Origin of the sequence: Shewanella bicestrii, from assembly GCF_002216875.1 — a bacterium.
Lineage (GTDB): Bacteria > Pseudomonadota > Gammaproteobacteria > Enterobacterales > Shewanellaceae > Shewanella > Shewanella seohaensis.
The window spans coordinates 4,446,889-4,462,302 of sequence record NZ_CP022358.1 but is presented as its reverse complement, the minus strand read 5'-3'; the positions used below and the strand labels follow the sequence as shown (position 1 = coordinate 4,462,302).

Sequence of the window (15,414 nt, the reverse complement as noted above, 5' to 3'; positions counted from 1 at the left end):
GAGGTCGTTCGTTATATGCAGCAGCTATTCATTCAATTATTAGAAGAACGTTTTTTCAATCGACTCCCTGAAAAAGTCGTACTGAAATTTGCTACAGAATCAGCTGATTTTGTTCGTTTTTGGTTAGTTCATTGTATGCGTAGTTCTGCTTCAGAAAGAGAGTTGGCGTTGGCTTTGTTTTTTAGTGCAGAGTGGCAGTTAGAAGAACTTTCTTGCTTAAAAGCTTTCTGGACCGATTATGTTGTGGTTGAGAATCTTCCACAAAATGAAAGTTTGAAAGCGCGTTTTTATGAGTTCATTCCTTGGCTCAAAACAATTTCACCTCATCATGTCGATGCTATTTGTATCTTCTCTGCTTTATTGGCTTTTGAGCAACGTCCTATATCTATTGGACAACAGCTACAATCGGCTAAATTGTTTTACTCCCAATTACCTTCGAACCTATTAGAAGAGGTTAAGCAATTCTCATTGCCTTATTTACAACCCATCACAGTTTATGGGCATCAAGGTAAGGGAAGTTTTGAAGCGGAGATTCGTAACAATATGCATTATCCGACCCCTATACCTAATGGATGTGTTGCACTAGCCTGTGTTGAAAGAGTGACGGCTAAATTTTCAGGAATAAAGCTCGCCCATGCAGAACCTATGGTGGTGTTACGGTACGAGCCAGGTCAGTTTTATCAATGGCATTATGATGCAATACATGCGCATACTTCTGAGATTCAAGCTGAATTAGAACGTTTTGGGCAAAGGTGTCGAACAGGTATTTTATACCTTAACGATGATTTTCAAGGAGGAGAAACCGAGTTTAAAGTGCCTTACATTCAAGTAAAGCCTCAGGCCGGTGCTCTTTTAGTATTCGACAATACAGACCAGTCTGGCAGACCAATACCTTCCTCTTTGCATCGCGGTTGTGAAGTAAAATCTGGGCAAAAATGGGTTTGTACGCAATGGTTTAGGGATAAACCATTTTGGTTAAGATCGGGATTGCTAACCTAACTTTAGGTATTTACTGAAATTGATTGCCGTTTTAAAGATGTCTGCAGAAGGTTAAAATTATTTTATCCCTGACCAGTATTTTATCTGCCAAGGTTAAGGCAGAATGTTCTCGTCCGTAAAATTATTATGCAGGATATAACGGGATGGCAATGAACGCATTATGGATACCCGCTTGGTATGAGCTTGATCCGTCGATCGTTGTGGGCGTGACTGAAGAGTTTGTATTTCATAAACCCGCTACCAATGAGGCACTGAGATTTTACAGCGGCGCGAAAGAAGCTGATGCAGTGAAAGCGACAGGCGCAATTTCAAGCATTCATCACAAAGTCTTGGGGGATATTGAAAGTGTTGATGCTCAAGGGCTTGATTATACGGTTGTGTTAAAAGATGGTCGTCGTTTATTGGTGAACGCAGAGGAAGATCCTGGCCTCATTTACGAATGGGTGGATGACAGCTGGCAACCTTCGGAGATGGTGATCCAAGATTGGCAACTGGATGTAAAGTTTACCTCGCTTTCTCCCTTTAAGATGATCGATTAACCAACATCCTATTGTTCGGAGCAGTTAGGCTCAAAGTGTTGAACCGACTGCTCCTCAAATAATGCCTTTAATAACTGATATTCATGCTGAATCTTCGCGACATAGGCGTCATGAAACTCCAACTCGCTAAACTCTTCTAAACATTGTCGATAACGACGTAGTTGCTCTTGTCCATCAATATCTTGATGTAGCCAGTCGATAAGCATACGAATTCCTTTCGTCTTTCATCCTTGAAGCGCCAGCTTAACCTTTTTCTAATCTAGTGTGGGATGGCATTTGATGACACTTTTATGAATAAATGTCTAAAAATCACACATTAAAGAATATTTTTATTATTTATCAATATATTGAGTGATTGCATTTAACGTTTAAGTTGCCTGGTGGGTTAACTCGCTGAATTCAAATATGGATAAAGTCTTACAGCAAAAACTGCGATTGGCTGCCGTGATGGGGTTCAACACCTTGATAGCTGCGATTGTGTCACCTGAGGTTTTGGTCTAGATTGAGGGCTCTTTTAACCGAGTCATCGCTGAGAGTTAGCGCGGTCTGTTCTTTCATTATGGAGTCCTGTCATGGCAAATATTTTGCTGGTGGCCAATCTTAACTGTGACCGAGTGTTGATCCTTGATAAACCATTGAAAACGGGCGGACGCTTTCATTATCAAGATGGCGGACAAAGGTTAGGTGGTGGTGGCGCCAATACTGGGCTCGGGCTGGTATGGGCAGGTCATAGAGTTGCACTGGTGAGCCAAGTCGGGCGGGATGAAATGGGCGACTGGGTCATCGCAGAGGCGAGTACTCAAGGGCTCGATTGTCGCTTAGTGCAGCGCCGCGCGGGAAATACCTGTGAAATGTTACTGGTGATGACGCCCGATGGTGAGCGCACCATCATTCGTCCGCAGCGGCCAGTTTTTGAATTATCTGTGCCACCCAAATGGCAGCATTGGGATGCGCTGTATTTTAATACCTCGGCAGAGGGTACGGTCAGTTGGGCGAAAACCGCGCTGGATCACTGCCTTGTGATCGCACAACTGGCGAAGGATGACAGGCCGCGCCCTTGCCACGTGTTGCTGGCTTCCGTGAGTGATATGCATGGCCGCTGTGATGTCGCTTCTTGGGATTATGGCGTGAGCATTGGTGGTGAATCATTACGTTATTTTGTTGTCACCGACGGCGTGCGTGGCGCAAAGGTGTATACCCGAGATGATGTGCAGCATGTCCCAGCTGTGCCTGCTGAGGTTGTCGATACTACAGGGGCGGGAGATGCCTATGCCGCAGGGCTTATCCATGGCTTATGTGCGGGAAAAACCATTACCGAAGCCATGGCCGAAGGCGCGATTTGGGCGGCATTTGCCGTGGCCACCGACAGCTCTATCCCCGGTGAGGCATTGAAACACTATTTAGAAGGTTAGAATGGCTGATTAGCCTCAATGTGACGTGCAAGGGAAGTCATCTTTCTGTCATCTAGGCTTGCTAGAGTGTGTTCAGTGACGAATAGCTCTTGTCCCTTAACGTTTTCTTGTGCTTTTCTCCCATTTTGTTGGTTCGCATGTTTGCCCCGTTTCCCCAACGGGGCATTTTTTTAGCTCGAATAATGTTATTCCGTTACCGAACATTCATATTGTGGAAATATTGTGCGGTTGGCGAGGGTTTACGTTAACATTCAGGCAACGCATCTCGTTGAAATAGAATAATAAGCCTGCCGTTGTTGGAGTTGGAAATGGGCAATCACGTTTGGAATGATAAAAAGAAGTTTATTTGGTTGCTGTCAGTATTGTTGCTGGTGGCCTTTTTAGTCACCAGTGGCATTAGTTATAAAGTAGCCCATGACTCCTTGAGTCAGCAGATTGAGAGCAATACTTTGCCCCTAACCAGCGACAATATTTATTCTGAAATTCAACAGGATCTGCTTCGTCCCATCTTTATCTCCTCGCTTATGGCGCAGGATACCTTTGTGCGTGACTGGATGTTAAATCACGAACAAGAACCCGAAAAACTGATCCGTTATCTCAAAGAAATCCAAGATAAATACGATACAGTCACCAGCTTTTTTGTCTCGGAGCAGAGCCGTAATTACTACCATTCTTCGGGAGTCCTAAAGAAAATCCAAGATATCGACCCAAACGATGCCTGGTATTTTCGTGTGCGCTCGTTACCCGAGTCAGAACATTACGAGATTAATATTGATTCCGATACGGCGGATCGGACTAAGACAACCGTATTTGTTAACTACAAGGTTTTTGATTTTGAAGGTAAGTTTATTGGCGTCACCGGTGTCGGCCTTGCGGTTGAAAAGGTCAAGGCGCTGATCGAGCTCTATCAGAAACGTTACAACCGCCGGGTATTTTTCACCGATAGGCAGGGCAACGTCACCCTCCATGGGGATGAATATGATGGTGCCGATTCTTTGCAGACTACCGCCGGACTCGAGCTGCTAGCTACGCGGATTTTAACCAGTCCGAGCGCGGCCTTTAGCTATCAACGCAACGGTAAAACGGTCCACTTAAACAGTCGCCTCGTGCCTGAATTCAAATGGTATCTTATCGTTGAGCAGGAAGATGTACCGCAGGAGCAAGAGCTGCTGAATACCTTTTGGGGTAACTTGGGCTTAAGTTTGTTGGTGACAATTGGGATTTTACTGATTTCAAACATGACCTTAGGTCGTTATCAGCGCAAACTGGAGGTCATGGCCTCAACCGATAAACTCACCGGCGCCGCTAATCGCCAAGTGTTTGAAGAGTATTTCCATCAGGCATTAGAGAAGGCAAAGCTGTCCAAGCAAGCGATTTCAATCCTCCTTGTCGATATCGACCACTTTAAAAAAGTGAACGATAGCTATGGTCACAGCATTGGTGACTTAGTATTAAAAACCGTCACTAACCTGCTGCGTAGTCAGTTAAAAGAGCAGGATGTACTTTGCCGTTGGGGCGGCGAGGAATTTATCGTGTTATTGCCTGAGATGGATCTTAGCCATGCCGCTGAATTGGCGGAGCATTTCCGGGATTTAATTTTCCAGCGCGAATTAAAAGTCAATGGCGTGCACATCGCTATCACTGTGAGTATTGGGGTTGCCGAATACCAAAAACTTGAGCCCGCGGAAGATTTGATTAAACGAGCGGATCTCGCCTTGTATCAGGCGAAAGAAGCGGGGCGCAATCAAGTGGTTCTCAATCAGTAGTATGCTGTTATGATGGCCAAATCTGCCAAAGGGATTGTTTGGGTTCAACGCCGCGTTTAGTGGCTGAGCCGTGCGGGTAGAGTTCGGTGACGGATAGCGAGAAGTAGGAGTAACAAATGTCGACCTTGTTGGTAAATAGATTATCGGGTTTGTATTTAGGGGCGGTTCTGCAAGAGATTGATGGTGTTTCTACTGGTATCGATGGTAAAAAATCGGCGCAGCAGTTGCGAGTGAATGTCGATCATGTCGAAGGCGATGCACAGGCCGATCCTAAGCACCATGGTGGACTCGACCGAGTGCTGCATCATTTTCCCCGCGAGCATTATGGTCAGTACCGTCGCTGGGATTTAATCACCCAACTCGAAGATGCGCCGAGCATGGGGGAAAACATCAGCACTGTTGGTTTGAATGAAACCGAAGTCAATATCGGCGATATCCTGCAAATCGGTGCCGTCACAGTGCAGGTGACTCAGCCGCGCTCACCTTGCTTTAAATTGAACTTGCAATTTGGCCATAGAGACTTTGCCCTCGCCATGCAGCAGAGTCAGCTATGCGGTTGGTTTTACAGAGTATTAACCCCAGGTGTGATTCAGCTAAACGACAGGATAGAATTAGTCGAGCGTAAAACCGATATCAGTGTTGCCGAGGCCATGGCATTGTATTTCTCACCCGAATACGATGCCAAAGCCTATGATAGACTCGCCTCCTGTGAAGGGTTGGCACAAAGCTGGGTGAATAGCCTGCAGCGGCGCTTAGCGACTCAGCAAGTCGAAGATTGGCAGATGCGTTTATATGGGCCAAAAGGTAAATAAACTTTATTTTTCAAACGATAATACAGGGAAAGTGTAATGATAGAGTCAGTGACTAAGAGTGAAAGAGATTTTGGCTTACTTGTGTATGCCTCTAGTTTAATCGGTTATTTAGTGCCATTAGGCTCGATACTCGGACCACTGATTATGTGGTTGATGAAACGTGAAGAGTCGGCTTTTGTCGACCAATGCGGCCGTAGTTGCTTGAACTTTAAATTAAGCCTGTTGATCTATGTGATTATCAGCGGGCTGTTAGCCTTTGTGGGCATTGGGTTTATCTTCTTGATCATCCTCGGCATTCTCGACTTAGTTTGCACTATCCTTGGGATCATTAAGGCGAGCGAAGGGCAAGTGTATCGTTATCCGCTGACGATTAAGTTCCTTTCCGACAACTAATTGCTTTTAAAGCGATTCAATAAAAACGCCTTAGGGAGAGATTCGCTAAGGCGTTGTTGTTTGGTTTCAACCCATCTTGGACTTACACCTTAAATTTCGCCACTAAGGTGTCTAAGCGGTGGGCGAGTTGATTTAGCGCTAAGCTCGCCTGTGCCGCAGCTTGTGCCGTGCTGGCGGTGCGCTGGGTGATCTCGTTAATTTCGGTCACGTTGCGGTTGATGTCTTCCACTACGGTCGATTGCTCTTCCGTCGCAGCAGCCACTTGAATATTCATATCGCTGATCAGGCCAATACGGTCACTAATGCCTACCAGAGATTGGCTCGCCTCATCGACAGCGGCCACCCCTTCGTGTGAGCGCGCACGGCTTTGGGCCATGGCATTCACCGCTCGACTGGCCTCGGATTGCAACTTGTCGATCATACCTTGGACTTCGTTGGTCGATGCGGCGGTGCGCGATGCCAGATTACGGACTTCATCGGCTACCACTGCAAAGCCTCGTCCCGCCTCACCAGCACGTGCGGCTTCAATCGCGGCGTTTAGGGCTAACAGGTTAGTTTGCTCCGAAATCGCGCGGATCACATCGAGAATGCCGCCGATAGATTTGGTATGAGTCGCGAGGGATTCAATCACTTCACCAACTTGTTCCACATCCTGAGAGAGCTGATTAATGGTATCTCGAGCACGGGTTACCACCACTTGGCCACTATTGGATTCGGTATCGGCATCTTTCGCAGCAACAGCGGCTTGGGCGGCATTGCTGGCGATTTCATTTACCGTGGCACCCATCTCATTGATGGCGGTCACTACCATCATAGTGCGATCTTTTTGCTCATGGCTGTCTTCAAGGGTTTGCTGCGCCTGATTAGACACATCCTTCGCTGAGAAGCCGAGCTGTTCACTGGTCTGCGCAACCTCAATCACTGAGTCTTGGATTTTGCTGATAAAGCTATTAAAACCTTGTGCTAGTTGGGCAATTTCATCTTCACCTTTAACAGGGAGGCGCTGACGTAAATCGCCTTCACCTTCGCCGATATCACGGAACATTGCCGCGACTTGTGCGATAGGGCGGCTTACTGAACCTGCCACCACAATCGCCAGCATGATAAAGCCCACGGCAATGATTAAGGTCCAAATTAAAATCTGGTAGGCGGCATCCGTTAGCAGGGCGAACACTTCGGCTTCGGGCACTTGTGCCACGAGATACCAATCCATGGAGGGAATATAGCTGCTGGCTACGAAGGTATTTTCACCTTGGATTTGGGTATCGATCAGGTTGAAATCATTACGATTGAGTAATGAGCTGATGTTGGCGCCAGAGTACAAGCTCTTGAGGCTACTCTTGCCAATTTGGCTGGCGTCGGGGTGCAGTTTTATCTCGCCTTTGGCATCGACTAAGTAAACAAAGCCAGTTTCTTCAATCTTAAAGGAGCCCAGTAGGCGCACCATATCATCGAGGGATTTGGCGAGGCCAACGAGCCCACGGCCATTAGGTTGCTGATAGTTGATAAAGAGTTTTACCTCGCCATTGGCTTCGGTAAAGACGTTAAGCATTCGCTCTTGGCCGCTGTCGCGATAACCAAAAAACCAACCGTCCTGCGCTGGGGTGAGTACACGTAAAAAACCATCCTGAGTGTAGTAGGCGGCGGTTTGTCTATCGGCGTAGGAGGCTTGGGCCAGATGATATTGGCGAGTGATGTCCTTCAGCTGGGCAACGACTTGCGGCTCTTGCTCCTGCGGACGACCGTTTTCAAGCCATTGCAGTAACATACGGCTGCTGGCGAGTTGTTCGGCGGCATTCATTAAGCTCGAAATATCTAGCTCAATCTTGTTGCGGATCTGCATCATTAGGCTGGGCATTTCCGACCCAAGCATACGCTGCTGTACCACGCTTTTTGCACTACGTTGGCTGAGGACGCCCACGAGTATGGTCGACAGCAGAACAGCAAATGTCACTGTCAGCAGGATTTTCTGCTTAATAGTAAGGTTATTCAATATCATAAATATCAATATGCCTGTGTTAGACGTTTAGAAATATCGGTCGACGTTTTCTAGCCAATAACAAGTATCGGACAGAAATGTAAAAGTTAACCTTTGTTTAGGTCGAATGCCGAATAAAACAGCGTACAAGACATTTATTAGGCCTAACCTGTTGCTCTTGCGGTAGATCTTGTTATGTAGAGTATAGATGGAAATGAGTTACTGATTTGGAGCGTATGATTTTTATGGCGCAATTGTGACCAAAGTGTGGCGTGAAGGCAAGCAAAAATAAGGCGCTCAATGAGCGCCTTATTCCGGTTGAGTTACATATTCGGGTAGTTTGGGCCACCACCGCCCTCAGGCGTCACCCAAGTAATGTTTTGGCTCGGGTCTTTAATGTCGCAGGTTTTGCAGTGGATGCAGTTTTGCGCATTGATGACAAACTTAGGTTGTCCTGCTTCTTCAACGATTTCGTACACACCGGCAGGGCAGTAACGCTGGGCTGGCTCGTTAAATTGCGTCAGGTTTATCCCGAGCGGGATGCTGTTGTCTTTTAAGCGCAGATGGCAAGGCTGGTCTTCCTCATGATAAGTGCTCGACAGGTAGACTGAAGAGAGCTTATCGAAGCTGAGTTTGCCATCGGGCTTGGGATAATCAATCTTGCTGTAGGCGCTGACTGGGGCCATTTGTGCATAGTCTGGGTGCTCATCACGCAGGGTGATTGGGAACTTACCACCGAACCAGTTTTGATCTATGTAGTTAAATGCGCCGCCGAGGAAAGTGCCAAACTTGTGCATTGCTGGGCCAAAGTTACGCGACTTATATAACTCTTCGTGTAACCAGCTTTCTTCCAGATGGGTTTGGAAACAATCCAGATCTTTACCGCCTTCGACCTCGGCCAGCATCGCTTTGGCTAAGGTTTCGGCCGCGACAATACCGCTCTTCATCGCGGTGTGGGTGCCTTTGATCTTGGCAAAGTTTAAGGTGCCTGCATCGCAACCAATCAGCAGACCGCCGGGGAAACTCATCTTCGGCAGTGAGTTCAGGCCGCCCTTAGTGATTGCGCGAGCCCCATAGGTCAAACGCTCGCCGCCGGTTAAGTATTTGGCGATAACTGGGTGAGTCTTATAACGTTGGAACTCATCGAACGGGCTTAAATGGGGATTCTTGTAGTTGAGGTCGATAATCAGACCCACGGCAATTTGGTTGTCTTCCATATGGTAGAGGAAGCCGCCACCCGATGCGCCATCGGTTAATGGCCAACCACCTGTGTGCACCACTTTACCTTGCTCGTGTTGTTCGGCGGGGACTTTCCAGATTTCTTTAAAGCCTAGGCCGTAATGCTGTGGTGTCTTGCCATTATCTAAGTGGTATTTCGCGATCAGCTGTTTGCCTAAGTGACCACGGCAACCTTCTGAGAACACGGTATATTTGGCGTGTAGTTCCATGCCGGGCATAAAGCTGTCCTTCGGCTGACCGTCGGCACCGACGCCCATGTCACCAATCAGGATGCCCTTCACGCTGTTATCTTCATTGAAGAGTAATTCGCTGGCGGCAAAGCCAGGGAAGATTTCTACGCCGAGCGCTTCGGCGCGGGTCGCGAGCCAACGGCAGAGGTTACCTACGCTGACAATATAGTTGCCTTCGTTGTGCATAGTTTTAGGCACAAACGCATTGGGCATCAGCTTGCTGTCGGTGGCGGAATTGAGTAGATAGATTTCATCGTGGGTCACGGCTGTGGTGACAGGAGCGCCTGAATCGCGCCAGTCGCTGAATAGCTCATCTAACACTCGTGGTTCGAATACGGCGCCAGATAGAATGTGGGCGCCCACTTCGGAGCCTTTTTCTACCACGCAGACGGTAATTTCTTTGCCTGAACTCTGTGATATCTGCATCAACCGACACGCAGTGGCCAAGCCAGCTGGGCCTGCGCCGACGATAACAACATCGAATTCCATTGATTCGCGTTCCATCAGTTCACCTCTTCCTTCGCATATCCCCGATTTTTACCGGGTGTTGTAGTTTGTTTGTAAACGGGCGTTTTATTGCTGATGTCCACCTTACCTCAAAATCACCGCAGGGCACAGGGGCTAAGCGGGCTGTTTAGCCTAAATAATGACAAATCTTTGGGTGAGCGCTGTCACAGATTGTTCACGCCCACTTGAAGCGGATCAAGAAATACCTGTTTGGGGGTATAGCTAGGCAATACTTTCGGCTTATAATCACGGTTGACGGTTCTCCGAGCTTGCCTACCTAAGTCAACAGATATGGGGGTGTAGCCGTGGCAATAAGGCCACTGGGGTGAGTAAAGAAATGCACTCGCCTCCCACACTTGGAAAGGTGATCATGTCTCAATTACAAGACAATTTTGGTCGTAAATTTCATTACTTACGAATGTCAGTCACTGACGTTTGTAACTTCAAATGCAGTTATTGCCTCCCAGATGGTTATCATCCGAATGGCAAACAACAGTTTTTATCTCTCAGTGAGATAGAAAACCTTGTGTCCGCATTTAGCCAGGTTGGCACTCAAAAAATCCGTATCACTGGCGGCGAACCCACGCTGCGTAAAGATTTTACCGATATCATTCGAGTGGTTGCCGACAACCCACGTATTCATACCGTAGCTACTACCACTAATGGGTATAGGCTCGAGAAGCATGCCCAAGAGTGGTTCGACGCAGGGCTGCGCCGTATCAATGTGTCGGTAGACAGCTTAGATCCTAAGATGTTTTACCAGATCACCGGCGAAAATAAGTTCGACGAGGTGATGCGTGGTATCGATGCCGCCTTATCCGCGGGTTTTGAGCGCGTGAAGGTCAATGCGGTATTGCTCAAGGGTATGAACGATAAAGATTTACCGCGCTTTTTGAATTGGATTAAGCACACGCCCATCGACCTGCGTTTTATTGAGCTGATGGAAACAGGCCTTGGCCGCGAGTATTTCCAAGCTCACCATTTGGCGGGTGCCGATATCAAAGCGCAGCTGCAAGCCGAGGGCTGGCAATTAGATACGCCTCGCGCCGACGATGGCCCTGCGCAAAACTTCAGCCACAGTGACTTTAAGGGCCGTATCGGCTTGATCATGCCCTACGCCACTAACTTCTGCGCGAGCTGTAATCGCTTGCGGGTCTCGGCCAAGGGTAAGTTGCACTTATGCCTCTTTACCGAGTCTGGCATCGATTTGCGTGATCTACTGCAACACCCGAGTCAGCAAGCGGAATTAATCGAGCGGTTACACGGTCAACTGGCGCAGAAGAAGGAAACCCATTATCTGCATCAGGGCATTACCGGCGTGACGCAACATCTGGCCTCGATTGGCGGTTAATCTAACTTAGGTCTTAGTCTGCTTATCGCGTTATCTTTCATTAGGTTAGATTTCGCGATGGCGCTTAACTTCCCTATGCTTGAATTTGGCATCAGTTTAAAGGATCGCTTCAATGAGCAATGTATTTACCCATATTAACGCCGACGGCAATGCCCATATGGTCGATGTGACCGAGAAAGCCGTGACCGAGCGCGAGGCCCGTGCCGAAGCCTTTATCGAGATGGCGAGCACGACCCTCGAGATGATCATGAGCGGCAGCCACCATAAGGGCGATGTGTTCGCCACCGCGCGTATCGCGGGGATCCAAGCGGCGAAAAAGACTTCAGATTTAATTCCGTTATGTCATCCACTAATGCTAACTAAGGTTGAAGTCGAGCTCGAGGCTCAGCCTGAGCACAATCGCGTGCGCATCACTAGCCTGTGTAAATTGTCCGGTAAAACCGGTGTCGAAATGGAGGCGCTCACGGCGGCCTCTGTCGCAGCGCTGACGATTTACGACATGTGTAAAGCCGTACAGAAAGACATGGTGATTTCACAGGTGCGCCTGCTCGAAAAACGCGGCGGCAAGTCGGGACACTTTAAAGCTGAATAACGTAAAGCGAGATAAGAATATGATTAACGTGTTGTTTTTTGCCCAAGTTCGTGAGCTTTTAGGAACTGCCCAGCTGAGTGTTGAAGCGAGTGAGCAGACACAAACCGCAGAAGGATTACGCGCAACACTCGCGGCCACCGACGATAAATGGGCCAAAGTGTTAGCCTCGGACAAATTGCTGGTGGCGGTGAATCAAACCATTAGTCAATGGGATACCCGAGTGAGCGATGGTGATGAAGTCGCCTTCTTCCCGCCTGTGACCGGAGGTTGATATGCGTTTACTGCCAAATGTGCGGGTGCAAACCGTCGATTTTAATGTGGCCGATGAGTACCACCAATTAGCCCAAGATAATAGCGATGGCGCCGTTGTCACCTTTGTGGGCAAGGTGCGCGACTTTAACGACGGTTCAGTGGTGACGGACCTGACCTTAGAACACTATCCCGGTATGACGGAGCGTGTGCTCGAGCAAATCGTGGCCGAAGCGCGTGAGCGTTGGCCGCTCAATAAAGTCACTGTTATCCACCGTGTGGGTACTATGGCGCTAGGTGAGCAAATTGTGTTTATCGGCGTCACCAGTGCCCATCGCAAGGCGGCCTTTGCGGCCTGCGAATTCTTAATCGACTTTTTGAAAACCAAAGCCCCTTTCTGGAAATTAGAAGCCGGGGACAAGGGCAAGAATTGGGTCGAAGCCAAGGACGCCGATGAGCAAGCGGCGCAATTGTGGCAACACAAAGACTAATGTAAGACTGAGTCAGTAGTAGGCGAGAGTGAGGGTGAGTTTATGCACAGTGTGACAGGGTTAGGCAAAATCTGGAGTTTAGTATTTGCTCTCGGCTTGTCGTGCTGTGTCGCCTTGATGCCTGCCGTTAGCCGCGCCGAGACTGTGCCAGCGATTGCGGCCGCCGCCAATATCAAGTTTGCCCTCGATGATATTGTTAAAAACTTCAGCGCCGAAACCGGGCTCAAGGTGCGAGTATCCTATGGCTCATCGGGTAATTTTGTGGCGCAAATTCAACATGGTGCGCCGTTTGAACTCTTGCTCAGCGCCGATGAGCGTTATATCCATGAGTTGCAAAAAGCAGGCTTTACCCGCGATGCTGGCGTGCAATACGCGGTCGGTCGCCTAGCCTTAGTGGCCCCAAATAAGTCACCCTTAACCTTAGATGCCGAACTGAACGGCGTAAAAAACTTGCTCGCCGCAGGCAAGTTGGAGCGCTTTGCGATTGCCAACCCTGAACATGCGCCCTATGGGGAGCGTGCCCGCGAACTCCTGCAAAAATTAGGTTTGTGGGATGGTCTACAAACTAAGTTAATCTTGGGTGAAAATGCCTCCCAAGCGGCGCAATTTGCCGTGAGTGGCTCCACCCAAGGCGGTATTATTCCGTTATCCCTTGCCTTAGCGCCACAGTTTAAGGCCTTAGGTCAGGCGATTGCCTTGCCCGAAGAATTGCATGGTCCACTCAATCAACGCATGGCCTTGATGCCAAAAGCGGGAGCAACCGCAGAGCGTTTTTATCAATATCTTCAATCTGATGCAGCCAGAGCCGTATTCCTGCAATACGGATTTGGTCTACCCGTTCGGTAAGGCTAGACATGGATTGGCAGGCACTCTGGTTATCGGTCAAGCTCAGTAGCATCACGGTATTGGTGTTGATCCCGCTGGCGATTCTGGCGGGGCGAGCCTTAGCCTATCGTCAGTTTGTGGGTAAATCCTGGGTTGAGGCCTTAATCATGGTGCCCTTAGTCTTACCGCCAACTGTGATTGGGTATTACTTGCTGGTGGGGCTAGGGAGTCAAAGCTGGTTAGGGCAATGGCTAGAGCGCCTAACCGGGCAGCAGTTAGTGTTTCATTTCTCGGGGTTAGTGCTGGCGTCCGTGCTGGTGAATATTCCCTTTGCGTTGCAACCGATACAACGTGCCTTTGAGGCGGTTCCCCACGACGTGCGCGATGCTGCTGCCTGTTGCGGCATGAGCAAACTTAAGATTCTGCTGAAAATTGAATTGCCTATGGTATGGCCTGGGGTGCTGACCGCCTTAGTGCTGTGTTTCTCCCATGTACTCGGTGAGTTTGGGGTCGTGTTGATGATGGGCGGGAATATTGCCGGCGAGACCAAAACTATCTCGATTTCCATCTACGACAGTGTTCAGGCCTTCGATTTTGGTGCAGCAGGCACTATGTCATTGGTACTGTTGTTATTTGCGATTACCGCATTGGCTCTTACTACCAGTCTATCGCGGCGTTTAGGAGGTCAGCGTGGCGCAAATCATCGCTGATCTGCATTGCCAGATCCAAAACCAAAAGCATATTAAACTGAGCGCCGAATTTAACTGTAAGGCGGGTGAGGTGTTGGCTGTTGTCGGGCCTTCGGGGGGCGGTAAGACAACGTTGCTGCGGATGATCGCAGGGCTGAATCATCCCGATGCGGGCAGTATTGTGTTTGGTGAAACGCCATGGTTCGACCATCAAAGTCGCACCGCACTGACGCCACAGCAGCGCCATATTGGCTATATGCCACAGCATTTTGGGCTTTTTCCTAATCTTACCGCGCTCGAGAACGTGGTTGCAGGGCTTGACCATATTCCCAAATCGGAGCGAATTGCGAGGGCGAAGGACTGGTTAGAACGGGTCAATTTGCATGGGTTGCCCGATAGACTGCCTATGCATCTCTCCGGCGGTCAACGCCAGCGGGTTGCGCTTGCTCGCGCCCTTGCCCGTGAACCGTCGGTGTTGTTACTCGATGAGCCCTTTTCGGCGGTGGACAGAGAAACCCGCGAGCGTTTATACCTCGAACTTGCTCGCCTAAAAGAGCTGCTGCTTTGCCCCGTGATTATGGTGACCCACGATTTAAATGAAGCGCTGTTGCTGGCCGATTCGATGATCTTGATTAGCCAAGGTCAGATGTTGCAGCAGGGCGCGCCGTTTGAGGTGTTATCGCGTCCACGTAACGAGGCGGTTGCGCGGCAGATGGGCTTAAGAAATATTTTCGATGGCGAAGTGGTGTTCCAAGACCGTACTAAGGACATTACTTGGCTCAAATTTGGCGAGCAGCTGATCGCCAGTGATTTTGGCAAAGACCGCAGCGTGGGCAGTAAAGTGCGTTGGGTGATCCCGAATCAAGGCATCAGATTTAACGCCATCTCAAATGGACGTTTATGCCGCAGTTTTAATAAGTTAGATGTCACCATCGACTCCTTGCTGGTGATGGGCGAGTCGGTGCGCGTGGTCTGTTACGCCACTGGGACTGAGTTGCAACTTAATACGGAAGTGTCGCTCCACCTTGCACAAAAGCTTGGTTTAACTAAGGGGATGCAAACTACGGTTGCGCTCAAATCTGAACAAATTCATATTTTAGAGTAACTAAGTTTTTTGCCTCATTTCGCGAAATCTATTCTCCATTAACGAATAACTCAGCTTGATTTGCGAAGCTGCGCTGCCGTTAAATCCCTAGATGATCAAAGCTTAATCTTGTTTCCATCGGTGTTTCAGTAGGTATTAGGTAAACTCAATACATTCGTCAGTGCTTGCCGAGCCTGAATCAATCGGATTGAGCAATCCACATGGGTGATGAACGAGGCGCCATCATGGGCAAACAGG

Annotated in this window: 16 protein-coding genes and 1 riboswitch; of the genes, 13 read left to right on the top strand and 3 right to left on the bottom strand. The window is 48.8% G+C overall.

Going from position 1 to position 15,414, the window contains the following annotated elements; genetic code table 11:
- The first annotated feature begins 15 nt into the window (after positions 1-15).
- Together CF168_RS19520 and CF168_RS19515 are read left to right on the top strand one after the other, a co-directional pair.
- Positions 16-999 (top strand): prolyl hydroxylase family protein, encoded by a 984-nt coding sequence (locus CF168_RS19520; RefSeq protein ID WP_089068712.1) that lies wholly within the window; start codon positions 16-18, stop codon positions 997-999.
- A 143-nt stretch (positions 1,000-1,142) separates the two neighbouring features.
- Positions 1,143-1,538, top strand: a complete 396-nt coding sequence (locus tag CF168_RS19515; RefSeq protein ID WP_086903936.1) for a hypothetical protein — start codon at positions 1,143-1,145, stop codon at positions 1,536-1,538.
- An 8-nt stretch (positions 1,539-1,546) separates the two neighbouring features.
- Here the strand turns inward: CF168_RS19515 and CF168_RS19510 are convergent, their stop codons facing one another.
- The gene (locus CF168_RS19510; RefSeq protein ID WP_086903937.1) at positions 1,547-1,744 is read right to left on the bottom strand and encodes a hypothetical protein; all 198 of its coding nucleotides are present in this window, start codon (positions 1,742-1,744) and stop codon (positions 1,547-1,549) included.
- 366 nt (positions 1,745-2,110) lie between these two features.
- Here CF168_RS19510 and CF168_RS19505 point away from each other — a divergent pair, with 366 nt between their 5' ends.
- The 4 genes from CF168_RS19505 to CF168_RS19490 all read left to right on the top strand — a co-directional run bounded on the left by CF168_RS19505 (position 2,111) and on the right by CF168_RS19490 (position 5,921).
- Positions 2,111-2,950 (top strand): PfkB family carbohydrate kinase, encoded by an 840-nt coding sequence (locus CF168_RS19505; RefSeq protein WP_086903938.1) that lies wholly within the window; start codon positions 2,111-2,113, stop codon positions 2,948-2,950.
- Positions 2,951-3,258: 308 nt separating this feature from the next.
- Positions 3,259-4,716 (top strand): sensor domain-containing diguanylate cyclase, encoded by a 1,458-nt coding sequence (locus tag CF168_RS19500; protein ID WP_089068711.1) that lies wholly within the window; start codon positions 3,259-3,261, stop codon positions 4,714-4,716.
- 116 nt (positions 4,717-4,832) lie between these two features.
- Positions 4,833-5,528: an MOSC domain-containing protein gene (locus CF168_RS19495; protein ID WP_089068710.1), complete on the top strand. Its 696-nt coding sequence runs from the start codon at positions 4,833-4,835 to the stop codon at positions 5,526-5,528.
- 36 nt (positions 5,529-5,564) lie between these two features.
- Positions 5,565-5,921 carry a DUF4870 domain-containing protein gene (locus CF168_RS19490; protein WP_011621077.1) on the top strand — a complete coding sequence of 119 codons (357 nt, stop codon included), beginning with the start codon at positions 5,565-5,567 and terminating at the stop codon, positions 5,919-5,921.
- An 82-nt stretch (positions 5,922-6,003) separates the two neighbouring features.
- Here the strand turns inward: CF168_RS19490 and CF168_RS19485 are convergent, their stop codons facing one another.
- Both CF168_RS19485 and CF168_RS19480 read right to left on the bottom strand, forming a co-directional pair.
- Positions 6,004-7,920, bottom strand: a complete 1,917-nt coding sequence (locus CF168_RS19485; protein ID WP_089068709.1) for a methyl-accepting chemotaxis protein — start codon at positions 7,918-7,920, stop codon at positions 6,004-6,006.
- Between the two features lie 302 nt (positions 7,921-8,222).
- A complete protein-coding gene (locus tag CF168_RS19480; RefSeq protein ID WP_011715511.1) occupies positions 8,223-9,872 on the bottom strand; it encodes an electron transfer flavoprotein-ubiquinone oxidoreductase in 1,650 nt (549 codons plus the stop codon).
- A gap of 252 nt (positions 9,873-10,124) precedes the next feature.
- A riboswitch (molybdenum cofactor riboswitch) is annotated at positions 10,125-10,258 on the top strand.
- On the opposite strand from CF168_RS19480, the gene moaA reads away from it, so the two are divergent.
- The 7 genes from moaA to CF168_RS19445 all read left to right on the top strand — a co-directional run bounded on the left by moaA (position 10,246) and on the right by CF168_RS19445 (position 15,177).
- Positions 10,246-11,226 carry a GTP 3',8-cyclase MoaA gene (moaA, locus tag CF168_RS19475; RefSeq protein WP_041412503.1) on the top strand — a complete coding sequence of 327 codons (981 nt, stop codon included), beginning with the start codon at positions 10,246-10,248 and terminating at the stop codon, positions 11,224-11,226. (Overlaps the previous riboswitch by 13 nt.)
- Positions 11,227-11,338: 112 nt before the next feature.
- Positions 11,339-11,818: a cyclic pyranopterin monophosphate synthase MoaC gene (gene moaC, locus CF168_RS19470; protein WP_011074083.1), complete on the top strand. Its 480-nt coding sequence runs from the start codon at positions 11,339-11,341 to the stop codon at positions 11,816-11,818.
- 19 nt (positions 11,819-11,837) lie between these two features.
- Complete coding sequence (gene moaD / locus CF168_RS19465) at positions 11,838-12,089, top strand: molybdopterin synthase sulfur carrier subunit (protein WP_011621081.1); 252 nt, start codon at positions 11,838-11,840, stop codon at positions 12,087-12,089.
- 1 nt (position 12,090) lies between these two features.
- Positions 12,091-12,558 carry a molybdopterin synthase catalytic subunit MoaE gene (moaE, locus tag CF168_RS19460; protein ID WP_023265973.1) on the top strand — a complete coding sequence of 156 codons (468 nt, stop codon included), beginning with the start codon at positions 12,091-12,093 and terminating at the stop codon, positions 12,556-12,558.
- Positions 12,559-12,600: 42 nt separating this feature from the next.
- Positions 12,601-13,404, top strand: coding sequence for a molybdate ABC transporter substrate-binding protein (modA, locus tag CF168_RS19455; RefSeq protein ID WP_089068708.1), 804 nt, complete (start codon positions 12,601-12,603; stop codon positions 13,402-13,404).
- 8 nt (positions 13,405-13,412) lie between these two features.
- Entirely contained in the window at positions 13,413-14,093 is a 681-nt protein-coding gene (gene modB / locus CF168_RS19450; RefSeq protein WP_011621084.1) for a molybdate ABC transporter permease subunit, read from the top strand.
- Complete coding sequence (locus CF168_RS19445; RefSeq protein WP_089068707.1) at positions 14,074-15,177, top strand: ABC transporter ATP-binding protein; 1,104 nt, start codon at positions 14,074-14,076, stop codon at positions 15,175-15,177. Before modB ends, CF168_RS19445 begins: the two co-directional genes overlap by 20 nt.
- The last annotated feature ends 237 nt before the right edge of the window (positions 15,178-15,414 follow it).